This is a genomic window from Neisseria sp. P0024.S006 (assembly GCF_051956595.1).
Taxonomy (GTDB): Bacteria; Pseudomonadota; Gammaproteobacteria; order Burkholderiales; family Neisseriaceae; genus Neisseria.
In genome coordinates, this window is the sequence record NZ_JBQCXH010000004.1 from 1 (window position 1) to 21,900 (window position 21,900).

Genomic DNA, 21,900 nt, shown 5'->3' on the forward strand with positions numbered 1-21,900 from the left:
CGGTCAGGCTAAGGGCATCCTGGAGGGTAAGTTTACCTTGAAGGCGGTGGCGCTGGACAGGGAGGCGGAGCCGAGGGTGTTGCGCTTGAACGAGTCGCTGACGGCGGTGGTGTGCGGGAAGATGAAGAGGAAGGGCAGCTGTGCGGACGGTGAGGAGATATTTAGGGGTAATGATGCGGAGTGTAAGCCTTTTATGGGGTAGGGGAATGAAGAGGAGAGATTCAACAGAATAAGCCTCAAGTAGCAAAGAGAGGAGATGAAATATTTAGTCTTGTCAGATTGGCACACTATCAATTTTCAGACGGCCCTTTGTTATAATCATCTCTTTACCTGAACATAAAACAAGCTGTCTTATGGAAGTCATCCAATACCCAAATTCCCCCTTCAAACTCCACCAGCCTTTCCCACCTGCCGGCGACCAGCCTACCGCCATTGCCGGCCTGCTCGAAGGGCTTTCAGACGGCCTGGCCTATCAAACCCTGCTCGGCGTAACCGGTTCGGGCAAAACCTACACCATGGCGAACGTCATCGCCCAAAGCGGTCGACCCGCTATCATCATGGCGCATAACAAGACCCTTGCCGCCCAGCTCTACGCCGAAATGCGCGAGTTTTTCCCCGAAAACGCGGTGGAATATTTCGTGTCTTATTATGACTATTACCAGCCCGAAGCCTATGTGCCCAGCCGAGATTTGTTCATCGAAAAAGACAGCGCGATCAACGAACACATCGAACAAATGCGCCTTTCCGCCACCAAAAACCTGATGACGCGCGACGACGTGATTATCGTCGCCACCGTGTCCGCCATTTACGGTATCGGCGACCCGACCGAATATCAACAAATGGTGTTGTCCGTCAAAGAAGGCGACACCATCGAGCAGCGCGACATCATCGCTACGCTCGTTTCCATGCAGTACGAACGCGGAGATTTAGACTTCAAACGCGGTAGCTTTCGCGTGCGCGGCGACGTGATTGACGTGTACCCCGCCGAAAGCTCCGAAAACGCCTTGCGCATCAGCCTGTTTGACGACGAAATCGACCGTCTCGATATGTTCGACCCGCTTTCAGGCAGCCTTATCCAACGCGTCGGCCGCTACACCGTCTTCCCGTCCAGCCACTACGTTACCCCGCGCGACACCGTATTGCGCGCCTGCGAGTCCATCAAAGAAGAATTGCGCGAACGCATCGAATTTTTCGCCCGCGAACAACGCCCCGTCGAACAACAACGCATCGAACAGCGCACCCGCTTCGACCTCGAAATGCTCTACGAAATGGGTTTCTGCAAAGGCATTGAAAACTACTCCCGTCACTTCTCCGGCAAAAAAGAAGGCGAACCGCCGCCCACGCTGATGGACTACCTGCCCGACAACGCTATTATGTTCATTGACGAAAGCCACGTTACCGTCACCCAAATCGGCGGCATGTACAAAGGCGACGCATCGCGCAAGCAAAACCTCGTGGACTACGGCTTCCGCCTGCCTTCCGCCCGCGACAATCGCCCGCTCAAATTCCACGAATTTGAAAAAGTCATGCCGCAAACCATCTTCGTTTCCGCCACCCCCGCCAAATATGAAGAAGAACACGCCGGACAAGTGGTCGAACAAGTCGTCCGCCCCACAGGGCTGGTTGACCCCAAAATCATCATCCGCCCCGTTGCCACCCAAGTCGATGACTTAATGAGCGAAATCAACGACCGCATCCAAAAAGGCGAGCGCGTACTCGTTACCACCCTCACCAAACGCATGGCGGAACAACTCACCGACTATTACAGCGAACTCGGCATCAAAGTGCGCTACCTGCACAGCGACATCGACACCGTAGAGCGTGTTGAAATCATTAGAGATTTACGGCTCGGACTGTTTGACGTACTCGTCGGCATCAACCTCTTGCGCGAAGGCCTCGACATCCCCGAAGTCTCTCTCGTCGCCATTCTCGATGCCGACAAAGAAGGCTTCCTACGCTCCCACCGCAGCCTGATTCAAACCATAGGCCGCGCCGCGCGCAACGTGAACGGCGTCGCCATCCTGTACGCCGACAAAATCACCGACTCCATGAAAGCCGCCATCGACGAAACCGAACGCCGACGCGAAAAACAGATTAAATTCAACGAAGAACACGGCATCGTACCGCAACAGATTAAAAAACAGGTCAAAGACATCATCGACGGCGTGTACCACGAAGAAGACAGCGGCAAAGGCCGTCTGAAAGGTAAAAACAAGGTTAAAGTCGGCGAGATTCACAACGAAGAAGACGCGATTAAAGAAATCGCCAAACTGGAAAAAGCCATGCAGCAGGCGGCTAGGGATTTGCAGTTTGAAGAAGCTGCTGTGTTGAGGGATAGGATTCGGGGGATTAAGGAGGGATTGTTGTTTGGATCGGAGTGAGTAGAATATTTTTTGGTCATGTTATAATAACTATGTTATCTAACACAATGGAGTATGGTTATGGCAGAGCAGTTACAATTAATTCCTAGAATTGAAGGAAGTGAAATTATTCCTCAGCGTATAAGTGATGGATATATTAACGCTACTGCACTCTGCAAAAGCGTAGGTAAATCATATAGCGATTATCGGGCTCTTCAATCAACCAGTAAGTTTTTAGATGAATTAATAAAACAAACTAAATTATCTGAGAATACCATAATTCAACAACGTATTGGAGGAGAACCAACATTACAAGGAACATGGGTACATCCATACCTAGCTATTAATTTAGCACAATGGCTTTCACCTGCGTTTGCAGTTAAAGTCTCTCAATGGGTACATGAATGGATGTCTGGTAATGCAGGAAAAATCAATCCAAATCACATACAAAGATACCTAAAAAACAGAAATAAAATTCCTTATACACATTTTTCAATGCTTAATGAAATTACATTAAATTTGATTGCTCCTTTAGAAGAGCAGGGATATGTGCTACCTAATCAACTTGTTCCTGATATTTCAGAGGGAAAATTATTTTGTAAATGGTTAAGAGAAAACAGAGGAGTGGAACCTAATAATTTTCCAACATATAAGCATGAATATTTAGATGGTCGAATTGTGGATGCGAAACTGTACCCAATTCAATATTATCAGGATTTTAAATGGCATTTTAATGAAGTATGGTTAAAAGAAAGAGCAAAAAATTATTTCTCTAAAAGAGATGTTGCAATCCTTCCTTATTTAGCACCATTATTACTGCCATCTTCATAATTAATAATTAGTAGCAAGCCGTAGCCTGCATCTCCACCAACCGCGTGCGTGGCTGTGCCACACACCCTACCTGTGGGCGGCACAAACTTTAAAACCGAGGTGTAGGGTGTGTGCGCACGCACGCGTTTTTTGCCGTTCAAACCATTGGTTCAAACTTTCAGACGACCTCAAACATCATCTGAAAACCTTTTGCAATAAGGCCGTCTGAAATCCAGTTTTCAGACGGCCTTATTGTTTATATTGCTTTAAAATCTAACAGTCAAACTCGGCAATTACCGGTGCATGGTCGCTGGGGCGTTCTTGGGCGCGGGTTTCTAGGTCGACGGTGACGTCGGTAAGGGTGGCGGCGAGTTCGGGGCTGGTGAGGATGTGGTCGATGCGCAGGCCGAGTTTGCGTTGGAACATGGCGCCGCGGTAGTCGAACCAGGTGTAGAACGCGCCTTCGGGGTGGACTTTGCGCAGGCTGTCGGTCAGGCCGAGGTCGAGCAGGTTTTTAAACCATTGTCTTTCGATGGAGGAGCAATGGATTTTTTCGTGCCATTTTTCGGGGTCGTAGCAGTCGGTATCGGCCGGGGCGATGTTGAAGTCGCCGAGCAGGACGAGTTTGGGGTGGGTGGCCATTTCGGCGCGGACGAACTCGGTCAGTGCGGCAAACCATTGTTCTTTATATTGGAATTTGGGGCTGTCCAGGGCTTCGCCGTTGACGCAATAGACGTTGATGACGCGCACGCCGTTGATGGTGGCGGCAATGACGCGGCGTTGTGGGTCGTCGGGGAGGGCTGGCAGGCCGCAATGTACGTCTTGCGGTTCGTGGCGGCTGATGATGGCGACGCCGTTATAGGTTTTTTGGCCGCTCCAGACGCAATGCCAGCCCATCATTTGCAGGGCGGCGGCCGGGAATTTGTCTTGGTCGAGTTTGAGTTCTTGTAAGGCGAGTATGTCGGCTTGGTGGTCGGCCAGCCAGTTTTGTACTTGGGGCAGGCGGACGTTGAGGGAATTGACGTTCCAAGTGGCGATTTTCATGATGTTTCCGTGTGTGCTGTTGGGTGGGAAGGCGGCGGATTGCGCCTGTGGGCATGGGCGGTATTGTATAGCGGATTGGTTTATTTTTCGATATGGGCTGAAAGGGGCAGGCCGTCTGAAAGCTGATGTTTCAGACGGCCTTGTTGTTGTGATGTGGAATAATTTGTTTATTCGGCTTGGTCTTTGAGCGTGCGCAGGGTATTGAGGATGGTGGCGGCTTCTTCGGAGATGAGGCGGTATTCGATGATGCGGTGGTAGCGCGTGAAATCGATGATGCCTTCGGTACGCAGGCGTGCGAGGTGGTTGGCGATGCCGGTCGGGGAGGAGCCGAGTGCTTGTGCCAGTTCGGTAATGCTGCGGTCGCCGTCCAGCAGCAGGAAAAGGATGGCCATGCGTTCGGGGTTGGCAATCAGTTTGAGAATGGTAGAGAGACGTTTGATTTCCATGTTTTTGTTCCTTTTGTTATATGAACGCTTGATATTGGTTAAATTGGGATGATTGTAGTTCTTGTTACGATTATTCTTATAATTCAAAATCTTAAGTTGGAAGTGTACACGGTTTTGTAAATTTTGAGGGTATTGTGTTGCAATTTTTTTGTTAATTTTTGATATTTTGTTTCGGTTGCGAAACTGGATTGAAAAGAGACGAAAAGGCCGTCTGAAATGTTCCGTTGCAGATGATTTTGCTGGCGGATGTTTCAGACAGCCTTTGATTTGGCTTTAAGTTGTTTTTTCTTTTATGTTTGTTTGGAATCAGCCGATTGATTGTTTTTAAACAAACAACTAGGTTTTATGACTCTATGCTTAGGACTACACGCCAAGGGCTTGTCAGATGCTTGGACGTGTTGTCGAAATGCGACTACTTTTTCTTCCAACCTGCGGTCATGGCGAAGGTGATGGGGTCGTAGTATTTCGGCAGCTTGGACGGAATGCCCACATCGTTACGGTACACGACGCGGTAGCGGTCGGCGAACCAGTTTGGAACGATGGTGTATTGGTGGCGGATCAGTCGGTCGAGCGCACGCGAGGTGGTTTGCAGCTCTTGGCGGTTGGTAAAGCTGTTGAAATGGGTCAGCAGTTTTTCAACCGCGGGATGACAGACGCCGGACAGGTTGCGGCTGCCTTCGGTTTTGGCGGCGGCGCAGCTGAAGTAGTCGTATTGCTCGTTGCCGGGGCTTTCGCTGTTGCCGTAGTAGCCGGTGGTGACGTCAAAATCGAAGTCGTTCATGCGTTTTTGGTACACGGCGGAATCGGCGGTGCGCACGTTCATGGTAATGCCGATTTTGGCGAGGTCGCGCTGCCATTTGGCGGTAATGCGTTCGTAGTTTTTGCTTGGGGCGAGGAATTCAAAGGTCAGCGGTTTGCCTTGTTTGTCCACTGCTTTGCCGTTTTTGTATTGGTAGCCGCCTTTTTCAAGCAGGGCGCGTGCTTTAAGCAGGTTCGGGCGCACGCCCAGTTTGGGGTCGGTAACCGGCGGCATAGGGACGTCTTGATCCAATACGCCCTCGGGCAGCTTGGTACCCAATGATTTGAGCAATGCGGTTTCTGCACGGTCGGGCTTGCCGGTTGCGGCCATGGTGCTGTTGGTGAAGAAGCTGTCGGTGCGGCGGTATGCGCCGTAGAAGATGCGGCTGTTGACGCTTTCGTAGTCGAAGCTTTCAATCAAGGCGCGGCGGACGTAAATATTGTCCAAGGGCTTGTGGCGCATATTGATGACGAAGCCTTGCATGCCTGCTGTGCTGTTTTGCAGCCATTCGTGTTTGGACAGGTTGCGTTTTTTGAGGACTTCGTCGGAGTAGGCACGCGCCCAGTTGCGGGCGACGTTTTCTTGTACGAAGTCATATTGGCCGCCTTTTAACCCTTCGATGCGGACAACTTCGTCTTTGACGTATTTGATGCGGATGTGGTCGTAGTTGTAGCGGCCTTTGCGTACGGGCAGATTTTGCGCCCAGTAGTTTTTGTCGCGGACAAACTCGCTGATGCGGCCGTTTTCGGCTTTGGCAAAACGGTAGGGGCCGGAACCGATGGGCAGGCTGTTGGGCGCGGCAGCCAGGCCTTTGGGATAGCTTTTATGCGAGAAGACGGGCAGGCTGCCGAGAATCATGTGCAATTCTGAGTTACGCTGCTTGAAACGGAACACGACGGTGCGGTCGTTGGGCGTTTCTACTTTGGCCACGTCGCTCCAGTAGAAGTGGTACATGGGGGCGGCGGCTTTGTCTTTGGTCAGGATGTTAAATGAAGCGGCAACGTCTTTGGCCAAAACGGGGTCGCCGTTGTGGAATTTGGCTTTGGGGTTGATTTTGAAGGTAACGGAAAGGCCGTCAGGCGCCAGGGCGATGTCTTCGGCAATCAGGCCGTAAACGGCGTAAGGTTCGTCCATGCTTTGCTCGGTCAGGGTGTCGAGCGTCAGCATACTGATGCCGTATTCGTGGTTGCCTTTGAGGGTAAAGGGGTTGAGCGTGTCAAAAGCGCCGAGGAAAGGCGTGGTAAACGTGCCGCCTTTAGGAGCGTTGGGATTGACGTATTCGAAGGCGGTGAAGTTGGCCGGATATTTGGGTGGTTGGCCGAGGCCTACGCCGTGGGCGGCAAAGGCGGCAGATGGAATCAAACCGAGCAGAGAGAGTAGGGCTGGTGTTTTCATCTATTTTTCCTTGTAGGTCGAATGTAATATTCAGTAGTGTGCCGATTATAGCAAAGGCCGTCTGAAACTTGATATTTTTGCTTTCAGACGGCATCAGGTTTAAGAGGATTGCTTTTTCGTATGGGCGCCGAACTCGGCAAGCGTCATGTTCAAGGTTTCCAAGCAGGGCTGCATGATGTGGTCAACTGTTTGATTGACCTTGTCTTTGTTGAGCGTTTGCGGACGGTAGACAAAGAGTTTGAACAGCTCCGCCAAGTCGATGGACTCCGCCCCCGTTTTCAAGACCCAGCCTTGGCGGCCCGAATAGACATAACCGTGTCGCGCCAGTTTTTCCAAAAGCTCGCCCAATTCGTCAAAGCCCATATTGATATGCCGTCTGAACTCCTGTACCGGCAACGCCTTGCCGTTTTGTTGGGCAGAATCGAGCAGCAGCAGGATTTTCAATACATCGTCAAAGCGACCGCGTGCATCCAGACTGCGGCGGAACGCTTCGCCGCGCCAATAGGACAGGGACGAGGTCAAAACCGCGCCGCCCAATACCAGCGTCCATAACAGGTTGAGCCACAACAGGAAAAAAGGTACCGCGGCAAATGCGCCGTAAATCGATTTGTAGCCGTCAAAGTTGCCCATGTACCACGCGAACAAAAAGCGTGCCGTTTCCAAGCAAAACGCCGTTACGGCCGCGCCGACCAAAGCATGGCTGGCCGGTACGAAACGGTTGGGCACAAAGCGGTACAAACCCCACAGCAGTACCGTAATAAATGAAACCGCAGTGATAACCCTCAGCCATTCCGAGCCGCCCACCACTTGCACCTGGCCGATTACGACCGACAAGCCCACGCCCAAAGACAAAGGCCCAAACGTCAGCAACGCCCAATACACCAAAAACTGCATCATCCAGGGCCGTTGCGAATTGACGCGCCAAATCCGGTTGAACGCATTGTCTATTGTCCGAATCAGCATCAGCGAGGTTACGACCAACATCACACTGCCGATCGCCGTCAGCTTGGTGGCCTTATCGCGGAACGCATTGATGTAGTCAAACACCATATCCGCGCCCTGCGGCACAATGGTGCGGTTGATAAAAGAGACAAATTCCCCCGACCATTGGTCGAAAACGGGGAAGGCCGAAGCGATGACGACCATCACCGTCAACACGGGTACCAAAGCCAAAAGCGTCGTAAACGTCATGCTTGCCGCCACCTGCGGCACACGCTCGTCATCAAAACGGCGCACGACAAACCAAGCAAACGCCACGCCCTTACTTTTCAAAAAATCTTGCCACCATTGCGAAAACGGCATAACCTTTTCCCACTTTTGAATAGAAATTTTTCTTTTCAGACGGCCCTAGTATTCAAAAGGCCGTCTGAAACCTGACAGCATTGTAACGGAAACCCCAAATGAACCCAAATCCCCTGAAAATCCTCGTCCTCTTTTATTCCCAAAACGGCAGCACGCGCAACCTTGCCCGCCAAATCGCACGCGGTATCGAAAGCGTGGACGGTTGTGAAGCCGTATTGCGTACCGTGCCCAAAGTTTCCACCGTTTGCGAAGCCGTTGAAAAAGCCGTTCCCGACGAAGGCGCGCCCTACGCGACTGCCGACGACCTCAAAAATTGCGCCGGTCTCGCGCTCGGCAGCCCGACACGTTTCGGCAATATGGCTGCCGCGATGAAATACTTTATCGACGGCACCATTCCCCTTTGGCTCGGCGCAGAACTCGTCGGCAAACCTGCCACCGTATTCACCAGCACATCTTCGCTGCACGGCGGCCAAGAAAGCACCTTGCTAACCATGATGCTGCCCCTGTTGCACCACGGCATGGTCATCAGCGGCATTCCCTATACCGAGTCCGCGCTCAGTAATACCCAAAGCGGCGGCACGCCTTACGGCGCAAGCCATGTTTCCGGTCACGACAGCAAGCCGGCATTGACCGCCGAAGAAAACAACATTGCCTTCGCACAAGGTAAACGTTTGGCAGAGTTGGCACGAAAATTGGCAGACTGATTTTTTGTGATAAAAAGATTAAGGCCGTCTGGAAACCTGATGATTCAGTTTTCAGACGGCCTTTTTAGTTATTTATAACTAGTAAACAAATAAATATTTCTAATTAAACAAACTACTTAGAAAATAGAGATTGGAACATAGTTTCATCGGACTACATCTTTTTGATAGAATCTGCCACCAAATTAAAACATCAGCTAACTGGAGAAGCTATGTCACTACCCGTATTTCCCTATGGCAAATTAAGCTTTGCCGTCAGTCTGGCGCTGTGTTCGGCATATTCTGTCGCGACCGAAGTAGAAAATAGCCAGCCGCAAGAACGTGTCGATTTGCCGACAGTTACCGTCCAAGGTGTTGGAAAACAGACTACTTCCAACTACACCATTCCCGCATCTTCCGCCGCAACAGGCATCCGCCTGACCCAGCGCGAAACGCCGCAGTCCTTGTCTGTCGTTACCGAAAAACAAATGGACGACCAAGGTTTGGATACCTTGCAGGACGTATTGAAACAAACACCGGGCGTGTTCCACAGCAAAATGGGCAACAACGTTTCCGGCCACAGCCAATTTATTTCGCGCAGTCAGGCGATTGACAGCATTTCCGTGGACGGCGCGCCCAAATTCCTTTACGACAGTAAAGCCATCCGCCGAGGCACCAACAATCTGGACAGCGCATTGTACGAACAAGTCGTCGTCGTGCGCGGCGCAAGCGGTTTGTCCAACGGCGGTATGGGCGAGCCGGGCGGTACGGTTGCGTTGGAACGTAAAAAACCGACTGCCAAGCCAGCCATCAGCGTGGAAGCCGGTGTCGGTTTGTGGAACCACTACCGTTTCGTCCTTGATGCCAATCATCCTCTGAATGCCGACAATACCTTGCGCGGCCGCGCCATTTTGGTCAGCGACCACGGCGGCGATTATCTGCCGAACACTTCGCGCCACAATCACACTTTCTATGGCATTTTGTCTTACGATCTCACGCCGCAAACCCAATGGCGCCTCGGTACGGAAATACACCGTTTCCGCAATACCGGCAGCTCGCGTTTCAGCTATCTGACAGCAGCAGGTAATCGCAAAGACGGATTCAAACCGTTTGAATCTTCGCCACGCAGCAATTCTTCCGCACGCTGGGCATACGGCAAAGACACCAGTGCCGAAGTATTTACTTCCCTCAGCCATGAGTTTGACAACGGCTGGAAACTGACTGGTGATTACAGCCATGTTTCGGGTAAAAACGACATCGTTTCAGGCATTGCCGGTACATTTGAAATCAATCCCGATTACTCTGCACTTTTCACTTCAGACCGCGACCGCAGCAAATACCGCGATCAGAATTTTGCGCTGGCCTTGGACGGCAATTATCCAGCGCTGGGCCGCTCGCACGAGTTCAATGTCGGCATCAGCTATCAGGACAACAAAGAAAACCTGTCTTTCTATGAAGAAGGCGAGTCGATGATTCCCGATTTGCGTAAATTTGACGGCAACATCGCCAAACCCGATATGCCGTATCTGCGCGATGGTTTTTCACACATGAAAAACCTGTCGGTTTACGGCTCGACCCGTTTCAAACTGACCGACAAGCTCGCCTTTATCGGCGGCGGCCGTTTTGTAGATTGGCGGTACCGTTACAGCACCAGCCGTAACAAATTCGCACACAGCAGCCACAAACAAAACGTTTTCATTCCTTATTTGGGCGTAACCTACGACATCGGCGACAATTTGACCGCCTATGCGTCGTACACCACCATTTTCCGTCCGCAAGTGCGTTACCTGACCAAAGACGGCGCAGCGCTCAAACCGCAGCGCGGCAAAACCTACGAGACTGGTTTGAAAGCGTCATGGTTTGAAGGCCGTCTGAATGCTTCCGCCTCCGTCTTTATGAACAAACGCGACCATTTGGGCGTTGTTGCAGGCAAATTCGCGAATGGCGAGGAATACTACCGTGCAGCCGACAACACCACAACAAAAGGCGTGGAACTCTCTGTCGGTGGCCGCTTGAGCGATAAATGGCTGTTGAATGCGTCTTATGCACGTTCCAAAATCAAAGACAGCGAAGGGGTTCAACTGCATCCATCTTATCCGGTTCACTTGTTCAAACTCTTTACCGCGTATGACGTGACCGACCGTTTGAACCTGGGTGCCAACGTCAACTGGCAAAGCCGTAGCCACACGCTCGACGAATACCCTGTAGACATCAATCCAGCCGCCGCGGCCGCGTTGACCCAACGTCCATACGCAACGCTCGATTTGACCGGTCATTACAAAATCGGCAAATCCACCCGCATCAGTTTGGACTTTGAAAACGTCTTTAACAAACGCTACCGCACCATGCCGGATATTCACGTTTACGGCACGCCGCGTAGTGTGACTGCAACGGTTAAACACACGTTTTAATTGAAAAGAAAAGTAGAAGAGGCCGTCTGAAAACCTGAATGATCGGGTTTTCAGACGGCCTGAATTTTTTTTCATATTGTTTTGATGTTGAACCTGACTAAAATTTGCTCGGTATCTTGAGCAAAGAAATCAAAATGACAGACACAAAAAAGACCGGAACGTATCCGGTCTTTTTAATAGTTTTGCACTTACGCTTGATAACCTTTCGCTTCGGCAAGCAGGGCCAGCAATTCTTCAGTCGTATCCCAACCGATGCAGGCATCCGTAATACTTTGACCGTAAACTTCAGGTTTGTCTTGGCGGCCTTCAACTAAGTGGCTTTCCACCATCACGCCCATAATGTGTTCTTCACCGGCTTTCAGCTGCGCTGCAACATCGCGCGCCACGTCCATTTGTTTGCGGAAGTCTTTACGGCTGTTGGCATGGCTGCAGTCCACCATCAGGTTGCTGCTCACGCCGGCTTTTTGAAGCTGCGCTACCGCGTTTTTAACGTGTTCTGCGCTGTAATTAGGCTCTTTACCGCCACGCAAAATCGCATGGCAGTCAGGGTTGCCGCTGGTGTGGACAATCGCAGAATGACCGGCTTTGGTGACAGACAGGAAGTGGTGCGGATGATTGGCCGCGCCGATGGCGTCGATGGCGATTTTCAGGTTGCCGTCCGTACCGTTTTTAAAACCGACAGGGCAGGAAAGGCCGCTGGCCAATTCGCGGTGCACTTGGCTTTCAGTCGTGCGCGCACCAATCGCGCCCCAAGAAATCAGGTCGGCGTAGTATTGCGGCGTAATCATGTCCAAGAATTCAGTCGAAGCAGGCATGCCCATTTCGTTCAAAGTCAGCAACAACTGACGCGCTTGGCGCAGGCCGTAGTTGATGTCAAACGTACCGTCCAAGTGCGGATCGTTAATTAGGCCTTTCCAGCCAACGGTTGTACGCGGTTTTTCAAAATACACGCGCATCACAATCAGCAGCTCTTTCTCATATTTTTTGCGCAAGGGCAGCAATTTTTGCGCATATTCAACCGCCGCCTTAGTATCGTGAATCGAGCATGGGCCGATGATGACCAGCAAACGGTTGTCGCGGCCGTGAACCAAATCCGAGATTTCATGACGTGTTTTATAAACCAAATTGGCAACCTGAGGCGTAACAGGCAGCTCATACAAATGCGCGATTGGGGGGAGTAACTCTTTGACTTCTTTGATTTTAATATCGTCGGTAGGGTGGTGCTGGGACATGATGGACTCTCTTGTTTATTTTTGATACAGGTTACAGGTTTTAGCGGAATTAAACAAGGCTTGATTTTTTGTTTTAGCAATTTTATTCTAAAATTTCTTTATTTTAATTATTTTATGGAATTTAAAATTAGTTTATTTGTTTAAATTGATATTTAATGCTGTTATAAAATTTCGTTTATACAATGGAAAAATTGAGGGTTTATCGAAAATATGGGCCGTCTGAAAAGGTTCAGACGGCCTTTCTTTAAATTAAAACGGGATACCAAATCTTATCCCAATCTATATTGCGAACGCTTATTTTGCAGCGCTGCTGACTTGTTTCATCCAGGCAAACAGTTCGTCTAAGTCATAATCGCCGCCGTGGCCGACATCCCAAGGCAGAGCGTAGTCGACGGTTTGGCCGTTGTTTTGCAGTTTGGCGGCTAAGACGGCGGAGATTGCTAGTGAGGTGTCGCGGTCGTTGGTGCCGACGCGGATGCGCCAGTTTTGCGGCAGGTTTACGCCCGGTTTGCCGATGTAGTTGAGCGGGTTCATGATTTTGATGGTTTCTTCATCCGCGATTTCGGCGTTGGCGGCGGTGTTGTGTTGCATGGAGAACGCGGTAAAGTGGCGTTTGTCGACGGTATTGGTGCCGAAGAGTTGGTTTTCGCCTGCGCTCAAATCTACGCCGTCAAAGGCCGGAGGTGTTTTTTGGCGGCCGGCGGCTTTGGCGTAGGCATCGAAATCGACGGAGACGACTTTGCCTTTGCGGACGGTCAGCCAAGTACGGTCGCTCAGGTCTTTGCCTGCATCAAGCTGGGCTTGTGCGGATTTGGCAAGTAAACCGGCAATATGGTTTTTAAAGCTGCCGTTGCCTTGGGTGTCCAGTGTCAGGGGTTTGCCTTCTGGGGATTTCAGGTTCAGGCTGTTGAGGTATGCGGGGTATAGGGGTTTGAGGAGGTCGGACAGTTTTTTCTCGTCATCGGTCAGCGTACCTGCGACCAGCTCGCGTTTGACGCGGTAGTCGAGCATGGAAATGTTCATTTTTTTGTAGTCGTTGATACCGTTGAACTGCCATTCGTAAGCCATATCGGCATGGTCCAAATCGGTAATCGGGCAGTAGGCGGATACGGCGAAAACTTTGTCGCTGCCGTCTGCCGCGCCTAAGGCTTTGAGGTGGTTTTCGTAATCTTTTTGGTCGGCAGTCGCACCTAAGAGGGCGGACATCGCTCCGCCTGCGCTTGTGCCGTTGGAAATGATTTTTTCGGCGTTGCCGGGCATGACTTTGTCGTTGGCTTTCAGGTAACGGACGGCGGCTTTCAAATCAACGATGGCTGCAGGTGCTTTGCCGGTGGATTCCGTTCGGCCGCGTGCGCCAGGGGATGCGACGACGTAGCCTTTGGAGAGGGCAACCAGGGCGGCGTTGGGCGATTTTTGGCCGTCTTCAGGCTCGCCGCGTTTGCCTTCTAAAGCGGGTTTGCCGGGTTCGGCCGGCATATAGCCGCCGATTTGGTTGGGCAGGAAAATCGGTGCGGTTTCGGCGTTGAAACCGTCTATCTCGCCGCCGTTGTAATAGGCTTCGGGTACATAAATATTGATGATTTCGTAACGGGTATCGACAGGATTGCGGACGTAAACCACGCCTTCGTAAGCGCGGAATTTGACAGCTTGACCGTTCACTTCGATGCTTTGTTCGGTGTATTTTTGTTTGGAAAAGTCTAGGTCGTAGGTGTCTGCGGTTTTGACGGAAGCGCAGGAGCTCAATCCCAGCGCGACAGAAATGGATAAGAGGGTTTTGTTTAGGGCGTTCATCATCATACTTTCTGAAGAGGTGAACGGATATGATAACGAATACTAAGGCCGTCTGAAACGCCAAGTCGGGTTTCAGACGGCCTGATTTTTTTGTAGCGTTATATAGTGTTGTACGTTACGTTGTAAAGTAATATGGGCTTAAATTTCATCTATTTGATAAATATGAATTTAATAAGAAATTATGCCTTAAAAAATCTATTTATCCGGTATCTGTAAAAGTTTGAATCTGTCTTGTAAATCAGTATGCAGGACAGGCATTTTTGCTTTATCCATAGATTGGTTCTACTTGTCAGAACGTTTTGCTCAATTCGACAAACATTTTGGTTTTGCCGTATTCGTAGAACTTGTCGTTGCTCCATGTTTTGTTATGGGCAATGGTCAGGCGCGGGGTGATGCCTTTGAAATGGAGGGCGCGGTGCCATACGCTCAGGGAGGCGGAGGCTTCTTTGTCGCGGCGGTTTTGTTCGTTGCTGAAGAAGCCGGGGGCTTGGTAACGGCGTTGGGCGGCGCTGAGGCGTAGGACGGTGGAGAGGCCTTTGGGCCATTCTTGTCCCCATGTGGTGCGCAGGGCGTAGCGGTTGAAGCTGTCGCTTTTGTCGTCACGGTTGCGTTCGCGGTAGAGGTCGATACCGGCTACCCAGTATTGGCGCGCGTTGCGGTAGTAAATGATGGAATTGCTGAGCAGTTGGCTGGTGTTGTCGGAATGTTCACGGCGGCTGTTTTTCAGACGGCCTGCTTCAAATGCGCTGAGGGTTTGCAGCTTGGGTTGCCACCAATGGTTGTAGTGAAGGCGTGCGCCGTTGGTGTAGGTGTAGGGGTCGTTGCCGTAGAAGCGGCGTTCGTGGAACGGGGTAATGCCGATATCGCTGCGCTGGTCGGCATAGCCAATGCCTGCCGAGAAGCGTGTGGTGAGGTCGTTGTAGTTGGTGTGTTTGGGATAGATTTTGCCGTAATGGTCTGCGCCTGCCGTGGCATAGAAGCCACGTGGCAACGACCATTTTTTTTCTGCACCGATTTGGTAGTGGATGGCGGTGGCATCGATGGGTTCGGGGAAGGTCCAGCCTCGGAAGCAATCGTCGTCAGGATAGGCAAGGCGCACGGCGCGGCATTGTTCGTCGCTCAGGTAGTTGCCCAGACGGCGTTGGCCGGGGGCTTGGTTGATGTTTTGTTCGCGTGTGATGTTCAAGCCGGCGTTGAATTGCCATGAGTCGCGTTCGCGCAGGGCTTTGCGGTAGGTTTCGATGCGTTCTTGCAAGGCAGGAGGGAGGGATTCGGTTTGCAGTTTGTCGAACTGGTCGGCTGCGGCTTCGTTTTGTTTGTCTTCAAATAAGGCGGTTGCAAGCTGCCAGCGGACGGCGGAGGCATCGGGCTGCTCGGCGATAAAGCGGCGGTAATGGCCGACGGCTTCGGCGGCGCGCCCTTCGGATTGGGCAAGCAAACCTTTGGCATAGCGTGCCATGGCGCGGTCGTGTTCGGGCCATTGTTCGTAAATGGGCAAAACGGCTTTGATGCCGGGGATATTGTGGGCGACAACGGCGGAATACATGGCGCGTGCCAGTAGGTCGGTGTTGGCAAGCAGGGTGTCGGCATCGACGTTGATGATTTTTTCAGACGGCCTGTTTGTCTGTTCGGCAGGGATATTGTGCGCTTCGGGCTGTTGGGGTTCGGCAGTGTTGACTTGAAGCTCGGGTTTTACATCGGGCGGCACATCGGCGGCGTGAAGGGAAAGGGGCAGGATGGTAAGGAGGAGCAGACGTTTTTTCATGGCAATGTTGGGGATGTTATCGGTATAAGTGGGCAGATTGTACAATGTTTTGAGTTGGAAATTTTGTAAACTGAGTGCCATTTTATCTGAATAAAGGCGACAAAAGGCCGTCTGAAACCTGATGGGATTTCAGACGGCCTTTGTTTGCGGATCGGATTTAGTTTTTGTCCAAGTCCAAATCGGCTTTGTATTCGATACGGCCTTGGCCTTTGTCTTCGATGGAAACGTCCAGCTCTTGTTTGCCGCGTTTGAATTTCAGATCGGCATCGTCGTGTTTGATTTCGGACTCGACCACATGGAAACCTTTGCTGCGCGCGTGGGCGATCACTTTTTTGGCCAGGGATGGAATGGAATTGTGTCGGCCGGAAAGTTCGGCTTCGTATTCAAACTCGCCGTCGCCTTGATGATCGGCTTTGATGGTGTGTGCGCCTGCCGGACGGTAGATTTCGGAAGGCAGCGGGGAGGCGAATGCCGTGGCGGAGAAAAGAGCCAAAATGCCGGTGGCCAGTAACGATTTTGCTTTGGTCATCGGTTTTCCTTTCTGAAAAGGGTTTGGAGAACGACATCATCTTATCGGCATGCCTGAGGGGCGGCAAGCGGATAAACTCGATTTTACGCGCGGCTACATGATTTGTTTGGAAGGCGTTGATTCTTTGCTTTGGGCCGGTGTTTGCTTGCAGAAAAATACTGAAAGTAAAGGCTTAGCCGAGAAGGAACAATTCGCCGCCGTGTGCTTTCAGCCATTGTTTGCCTTGATCGACATGCGGTGTGAGCGAGCGGGTCAGCGCCCAAAATGCAGGGCTGTGGTCGGGGTGGCGCAGGTGGGCGAGTTCGTGCAGGCAGACGTAGTCGGCGACATATTCGGGCGCGCCGATAAGCCGCCAGTTGAGGCGGATACCGGTGGTGTGGCGGCATACGCCCCAGAAGGTTTTGGCGTTGGACAGGGAAATAGCGCTCGGGGTCAGGCGGGTGCTTTGGATATGGCTTTCGAGACGCGGTAGCAGGTATTCGTGCGCACGTTCGAGCAGGAAGCGGCGCAAATGGGTGAGTTGGGCGGCGGTTTCTTTTTCGGGCAACAGGATTTCAGACGGCCTGATTTGGATGTGGTTTGCCGTGTGGACGGACAAGGCCGTCTGAACGCCTTGATACCAAATCCATTCGGGAAGCGTGTCGGTGGATTTTTGCTGGGCTGGTGTTTTGTTTAGGGTGCGGCGCAGGATGGCCTCGTTGTCGTTCAGCCATTGGGTAAAGTTGCGCTGGGTCACAAACGGCGGGATATTGATGCTGACGGTATCGGCGGAAACGGGGCGCAAGATAAGGTTTTTCTTGGCACTGCGTTTGAGCTGGATATGAATGGTCAGGCCGTCTGAAAGGGTGTGGGTATGGAGGCGGGGCATGGTGTTTGAGGGAAAGGGGCGGGCATGGCGACCCACCCGATGGAATGATTTATTTGGTTTGGGGCGCGAACGGGCCTTGTCCGGTAATCAGGGGCTGTTGGCTTTCTATCCATTGCTCGCATTGGGCCATGAGTTCGGCTTCGTTGCCGCTGCCGTAGGCAATGGGTTTGCCGATGATGACGCTGACCGTGCCGGGGTATTTGAGGAAGGAATTTCGCGGCCAAAACTCGCCGCTGTTGAGCGCGACGGGGACGATGTCCATCTCAAACATTTTGGCCATACGCGCGCCGCCGAGCTTGTAGCGGCCTTTTTCGCCGGGCGGCAGGCGTGTGCCTTCGGGGAAAATGGTAATCCAATAGCCTTCGTTTTTGCGCGCAAGGCCTTGTTCTATCAGCTGCCTGTTGGCTTCACGGCTGTTGCTGCGGTCGATGCCGATGGTTTTAACCAGTTTCAAGCCCCAGCCGAAGAAAGGGATTTTGAAAAGTTCGCGTTTGGCAACATAGACTTGAGGCGGAAAAATTTCTTGCAGGGCGAGGGTTTCCCAGCCGCTTTGGTGTTTGGCGCAAATGATGGCCGGTCGGTCGGGAATGTTTTCTGCGCCGCTTAAGGTGTAGTTCAAACCGATGACGTGTTTGAGCGACCAGTTGAGGATGCGCACCCAAACTTGCGCCATTTTGTGCGCGCCGCCTTGGAAGGGCAGGGCAAGCAGCATAAAGGGGAACAGCAAAATAATGCTGGAGGAAAGGATGAACCAGTAAATCAGGTTGCGGATAATCAGCATATCGGGGAATAGTCTGTCGTTGGAAGGCCGTCTGAACGCCGGTGTGATCAGGTTTCAGACGGCCTTGTTGTTTGTTTATAAGATGGCTTGCGCGGTTTCTTCGATTTGTGTGTTTTCGCGCATGATGTATTGCGAGAAAGCGAGCAGGTTGTCGAAGATTTGGGTGTGTTCGGGCAGGTCTTGTTCGTGTTGGGCCAGCGTTTTTTTGCCTTTGCCAGTCAGGACGAGCGCAGATTTGCCGCCAGCGGCATCAATGGCCTGCAGGTCGCGCAGGCTGTCGCCGACTAGCCAGGTTTCGGCGGCATCGGCCTTGAAGCGTTCGATGATGTCGAGAATCATGCCGGGTTTGGGTTTGCGGCATTCGCAGTTATCAACGGCGGTATGCGGGCAAAACCATATGCCGTCGATGGTGCCGCCGGCTTGAACGGCAAGGCGGTGCATTTTCGCGTGCATTTCGGTCAGGTCTTGCACGGTAAAGTATTTGCGGCCGATACCGGATTGGTTGGTGGCCACGGCAATGGTGTAGCCTGCCTGCGTTAAAAAGGCGATGGCATCCATACTGCCTTCGATGGGAATCCATTCGTCAACAGATTTGACGAAATCGTCGCGGTCTTGATTGATGACGCCGTCGCGGTCGAGGATGATGAGTTTCATGGTTCGGGCCCTTATTTTTCTGCTTTCAAACTGCTTTTCCATTTTTCAAAGGCCGTCTGAAAAACGGGTGTCAGTTTGGTGAAGGTTTCCGGGGTGTTTTTGACGTGGTAGAAGCCGCCGAGCGAGGGCGTGTCGAGGGCGAGGACGTAGTCTTCCATAAATGCGCCGTAGCCGTCTTCTTCGTCGGTGTAGTAGAACTCGGTAAACCGTTGGCCGAGTTCGGTAAAGTCGTCCGCCGTCAATGCGCCGTCCATGTGTTTGAGCAGGAAGTGCCGTCCGCTGATTGTGCCTGCGGTCATGGCGGCGAAGTCGGCCGCGGTTTCGGGGGCGGTTTGCCAGACGGGGTTGACGAGGCCTGATTTCGCCGCCCACTGCCAGTACATGCCGATGTGGGTGGCGGCGTTTTCGGGCGGGAGCTGGTCGGGATAGTCTTCGTCGAGATGGAAACGGATATTGTCGTACATGGACGGGGTTCGTTGGGGGAAAGGGGGTATTGTAGCGGAAAATAATGAATTAGGCCGTCTGAAAGAGGGTGTTTCAGACGGCCTTAAGGGAATTTAACCTTTAAATACGGGAACAAGCTCCATTTGGCTCAATATTTGGGCGGCAATGTTGATGACGCCGAAGAGGAAGACCCAAACCATCAGCCGGAATCCGCCGTAAACGTGGTAGTTTTTGCCGACGCCGAATTTTTTGCGCGAGCGGTAGAGCAGCATGGCCGGGATGATGCCTGTCCAGATGGTTGCGGCCAGGCCGACGTAGCCGATGGCGGTAACGAAGCCGGTGGGGAAGAGCAGGCAGGAAATCAGGGGCGGCAGGAAGGTTAGCGCGGCGGTTTTGGTGCGGCCGGAGATGCTGTCGTTCCATTTGAAGATGTCGGCGATGTAGTCGAACAGGCCGAGCGTTACGCCGAGGAAGGACGTGGCAATCGCCATGTAGGAGAACAGGGTCAACACTTTGTCCATATTGCCGGTTTGGGCGAACTTGGACAGCGTTTCGATCAGGACGGAAACTTGGCCTTCGGCGGCGATAACCGGTGCAAACTCGCTGCGCGGCAGGTTGCCTTGGATGGCGATTTGCCAGAGGACGTAAATCACCAAGGCAATCAGCGTGCCCGACCACAGGGATTTGGCCACTTTGGGCGCGTCGCCTTTAAAGTATTTGAGCAGGCTGGAAACGTTGCCGTGGAAGCCGAATGACGCAAGGCAGACGGGCAGGGCGGTGGCGACATAAATCCAGTAGCTGGTGCCGGCAGGGGCTTGGCTGTCAAACAAGACAGGCATTTTGGCATCGGCAATCAGGCCGCCGGTTGCCCAAATAAAGGTCAATACCATGCCGCCGATGAGGATGCTGGTGAAGCGGTCAACCAAGCGTGCGGATGCCCAAACGCAAAAGGCGAGAATGCCGAAGAAGACGAGTTGGCCGACGGTGAGCGAAATTTCGCCGCCTACCGCGCTGCCGATGCCTTTGGCGGTCAGGTCGCCGCCGACAAAGATGTAGGCGTAGGTGAGCAGGTATAAAACGAAGGCGACGGCAACGCCGTTAATGATGTTCCAAACCGGGCCGAGCAGGTCTTTGACCATGGTATCGAAGCTGGCGCCGTGCGGATAATGGGTGTTGACTTCCAAAATCATCAGGCCGCTGGAGAGCATGGAAAACCAGGTGTACAGCAACACGACCAGCGAGCCGGCAAACCATACGCCGGATGTGGCGGTCGGGTTGGCAAGCATGCCTGCGCCGATAACCGTACCGGCGATAATCATCGCGCCGCCGAATAGGGAAGGGGTTTTGGTTGACATTGTTTGTCTTTCTTCTAGAAATGCGTGGTTGTCATTATGCCGTAAAGTGTAAGAAAAGGTAAAGCAAAGGCCGTCTGAAAACCCGATTGTCGTTTTCAGACGGCCTTTGATGTGTATAAATGCAACTGATTAAATCAATTTTCGCAGTTTCAATTCGTTTTTCAAATAGGCGTAATAAACCGGCGCGACGATGATGCCGCCGATGCCGAAAATGCGTTCAAAGACGACCATTGCCACCAGCAATTCCCACGCGCTGGATTCGATTTCCGAGCCGATGATTTTGGCGTTGAGGAAATATTCGAGCTTGTGGATGACAACGAGGAACACCAGCGAGGCGAGTGCGACGTAAAGCGATGCGCCGAGGCTCAAAATAATGATGATGATGTTGGAAATCAGGTTGCCCGCCACCGGAATCAGGCCGACGATAAAGGCGACGATCAGGACGGTCATTTTAAACGGCAGCTCAACGCCGAACAGCGGTAAAACCAAGTAAAGGTACAAGCCGGTCAGGAAGGTGTCGATCAGCGAGATTTTGACTTGGGCGAGGAACACGCGTTCAAAGCTGGTTTCAAAAGTGACGATGCGTTGCACCAATTCGGCTTTAAACAGCGGCATTTTACGGCGGTTTTTGCGCATTTTCAGGCGGTGGAAGCTGAGCATGGCGCCGATGATGATGCCGATGAGGATGTACACGAAGGACGTGATGCTGTTTTTACTGATGCGGGTCAGCGCGGCGCGGTATTCTTCAATCAGCTTGATCGCCGAGGTTTTGATTTCGGCCATATTGTTGGGCAGCATATTGAGAATGGCCGCAGGCAGGTCTTGGCTGTTTTTGGTGTCTTCCAAAATCGCCGCTAGCTTGGCCAGCATAAAGCCGACGTGGCCGCCGTGTATCAGGTGGTAAATGCCCAAAGACATCATCGCAATGATGCTGAACACGATGGCCAGCGTCAGCGTGGTGGAAATCAGGTTGATATTGTGCGCATTGAGCGATTTATGCAGCCGCGTGTTGCGCGGCAAAACACGGCGGCGGAGTTTGAGGATGACGCCGTTGGTGCGCGTAATAAAGATATAGGTCAGGATAACCGACAGCAGCAGCGGCAGCAAATGGTAGTGCAAGACAATCAGCAAGGCCAAACCCATCAGGATATAGGAAGCGTTGCGGAAAGTCGGGTTGTCGGTGTGGGAAGAGAGTAAGGACATGTGAAGCCGATAAGGTAAAAAACAAAAAAGC

The 21,900-nt window shown here is 52.1% G+C and carries 18 protein-coding genes and 1 pseudogene; 5 read left to right on the top strand and 14 right to left on the bottom strand.

Going from position 1 to position 21,900, the window contains the following annotated elements; translation table 11 throughout:
- The 3 genes and pseudogenes from ACTHUF_RS07775 to ACTHUF_RS07785 all read left to right on the top strand — a co-directional run.
- Positions 1-202 (top strand): annotated as a pseudogene (locus ACTHUF_RS07775) (type IV pilin protein); the annotation flags it as partial.
- 151 nt (positions 203-353) lie between these two features.
- Positions 354-2,381, top strand: coding sequence for an excinuclease ABC subunit UvrB (uvrB, locus tag ACTHUF_RS07780; protein ID WP_440407446.1), 2,028 nt, complete (start codon positions 354-356; stop codon positions 2,379-2,381).
- Positions 2,382-2,441: 60 nt separating this feature from the next.
- On the top strand, positions 2,442-3,191 hold the full coding sequence (locus tag ACTHUF_RS07785; RefSeq protein WP_107737646.1) for a KilA-N domain-containing protein: 750 nt from the start codon (positions 2,442-2,444) through the stop codon (positions 3,189-3,191).
- A 252-nt stretch (positions 3,192-3,443) separates the two neighbouring features.
- Here ACTHUF_RS07785 and xth read toward each other — a convergent pair whose 3' ends face one another.
- The 4 genes from xth to ACTHUF_RS07805 all read right to left on the bottom strand — a co-directional run bounded on the left by xth (position 3,444) and on the right by ACTHUF_RS07805 (position 8,156).
- Positions 3,444-4,214 carry an exodeoxyribonuclease III gene (xth, locus tag ACTHUF_RS07790; RefSeq protein ID WP_440407447.1) on the bottom strand — a complete coding sequence of 257 codons (771 nt, stop codon included), beginning with the start codon at positions 4,212-4,214 and terminating at the stop codon, positions 3,444-3,446.
- Between the two features lie 167 nt (positions 4,215-4,381).
- Positions 4,382-4,660 (bottom strand): ArsR/SmtB family transcription factor, encoded by a 279-nt coding sequence (locus ACTHUF_RS07795; RefSeq protein WP_004520933.1) that lies wholly within the window; start codon positions 4,658-4,660, stop codon positions 4,382-4,384.
- Between the two features lie 412 nt (positions 4,661-5,072).
- Complete coding sequence (locus ACTHUF_RS07800) at positions 5,073-6,854, bottom strand: extracellular solute-binding protein (RefSeq protein ID WP_036493920.1); 1,782 nt, start codon at positions 6,852-6,854, stop codon at positions 5,073-5,075.
- A gap of 99 nt (positions 6,855-6,953) precedes the next feature.
- Entirely contained in the window at positions 6,954-8,156 is a 1,203-nt protein-coding gene (locus ACTHUF_RS07805) for a YihY family inner membrane protein (protein ID WP_049322936.1), read from the bottom strand.
- A 98-nt stretch (positions 8,157-8,254) separates the two neighbouring features.
- Between ACTHUF_RS07805 and wrbA the strand changes: the two genes are divergently transcribed.
- Positions 8,255-8,860 carry an NAD(P)H:quinone oxidoreductase gene (gene wrbA / locus ACTHUF_RS07810; RefSeq protein WP_314512860.1) on the top strand — a complete coding sequence of 202 codons (606 nt, stop codon included), beginning with the start codon at positions 8,255-8,257 and terminating at the stop codon, positions 8,858-8,860.
- A gap of 209 nt (positions 8,861-9,069) precedes the next feature.
- Entirely contained in the window at positions 9,070-11,247 is a 2,178-nt protein-coding gene (locus tag ACTHUF_RS07815; RefSeq protein ID WP_440407448.1) for a TonB-dependent siderophore receptor, read from the top strand.
- Between the two features lie 188 nt (positions 11,248-11,435).
- Here the strand turns inward: ACTHUF_RS07815 and aroG are convergent, their stop codons facing one another.
- The 10 genes from aroG to ACTHUF_RS07865 all read right to left on the bottom strand — a co-directional run bounded on the left by aroG (position 11,436) and on the right by ACTHUF_RS07865 (position 21,869).
- On the bottom strand, positions 11,436-12,479 hold the full coding sequence (gene aroG, locus ACTHUF_RS07820; protein ID WP_440407449.1) for a 3-deoxy-7-phosphoheptulonate synthase AroG: 1,044 nt from the start codon (positions 12,477-12,479) through the stop codon (positions 11,436-11,438).
- 294 nt (positions 12,480-12,773) lie between these two features.
- Complete coding sequence (locus ACTHUF_RS07825; protein WP_315093091.1) at positions 12,774-14,270, bottom strand: subtype B tannase; 1,497 nt, start codon at positions 14,268-14,270, stop codon at positions 12,774-12,776.
- A gap of 289 nt (positions 14,271-14,559) precedes the next feature.
- Positions 14,560-16,035, bottom strand: a complete 1,476-nt coding sequence (locus ACTHUF_RS07830; RefSeq protein WP_440407527.1) for a surface lipoprotein assembly modifier — start codon at positions 16,033-16,035, stop codon at positions 14,560-14,562.
- Between the two features lie 157 nt (positions 16,036-16,192).
- Positions 16,193-16,564: a hypothetical protein gene (locus ACTHUF_RS07835; RefSeq protein ID WP_036492581.1), complete on the bottom strand. Its 372-nt coding sequence runs from the start codon at positions 16,562-16,564 to the stop codon at positions 16,193-16,195.
- Positions 16,565-16,736: 172 nt separating this feature from the next.
- Entirely contained in the window at positions 16,737-17,432 is a 696-nt protein-coding gene (locus tag ACTHUF_RS07840) for a M48 family metallopeptidase (RefSeq protein ID WP_440407450.1), read from the bottom strand.
- Between the two features lie 49 nt (positions 17,433-17,481).
- The gene (locus tag ACTHUF_RS07845) at positions 17,482-18,213 is read right to left on the bottom strand and encodes a lysophospholipid acyltransferase family protein (RefSeq protein WP_049347813.1); all 732 of its coding nucleotides are present in this window, start codon (positions 18,211-18,213) and stop codon (positions 17,482-17,484) included.
- Positions 18,214-18,288: 75 nt separating this feature from the next.
- Positions 18,289-18,867 (bottom strand): D-glycero-beta-D-manno-heptose 1,7-bisphosphate 7-phosphatase, encoded by a 579-nt coding sequence (gmhB, locus tag ACTHUF_RS07850; protein ID WP_003749152.1) that lies wholly within the window; start codon positions 18,865-18,867, stop codon positions 18,289-18,291.
- Between the two features lie 11 nt (positions 18,868-18,878).
- A complete protein-coding gene (locus tag ACTHUF_RS07855; protein WP_440407451.1) occupies positions 18,879-19,331 on the bottom strand; it encodes a DUF7832 domain-containing protein in 453 nt (150 codons plus the stop codon).
- 93 nt (positions 19,332-19,424) lie between these two features.
- Positions 19,425-20,666: an aromatic amino acid transporter gene (locus ACTHUF_RS07860; protein ID WP_440407452.1), complete on the bottom strand. Its 1,242-nt coding sequence runs from the start codon at positions 20,664-20,666 to the stop codon at positions 19,425-19,427.
- A 129-nt stretch (positions 20,667-20,795) separates the two neighbouring features.
- Positions 20,796-21,869, bottom strand: a complete 1,074-nt coding sequence (locus ACTHUF_RS07865) for an AI-2E family transporter (RefSeq protein WP_440407453.1) — start codon at positions 21,867-21,869, stop codon at positions 20,796-20,798.
- Positions 21,870-21,900 lie beyond the last annotated feature (31 nt).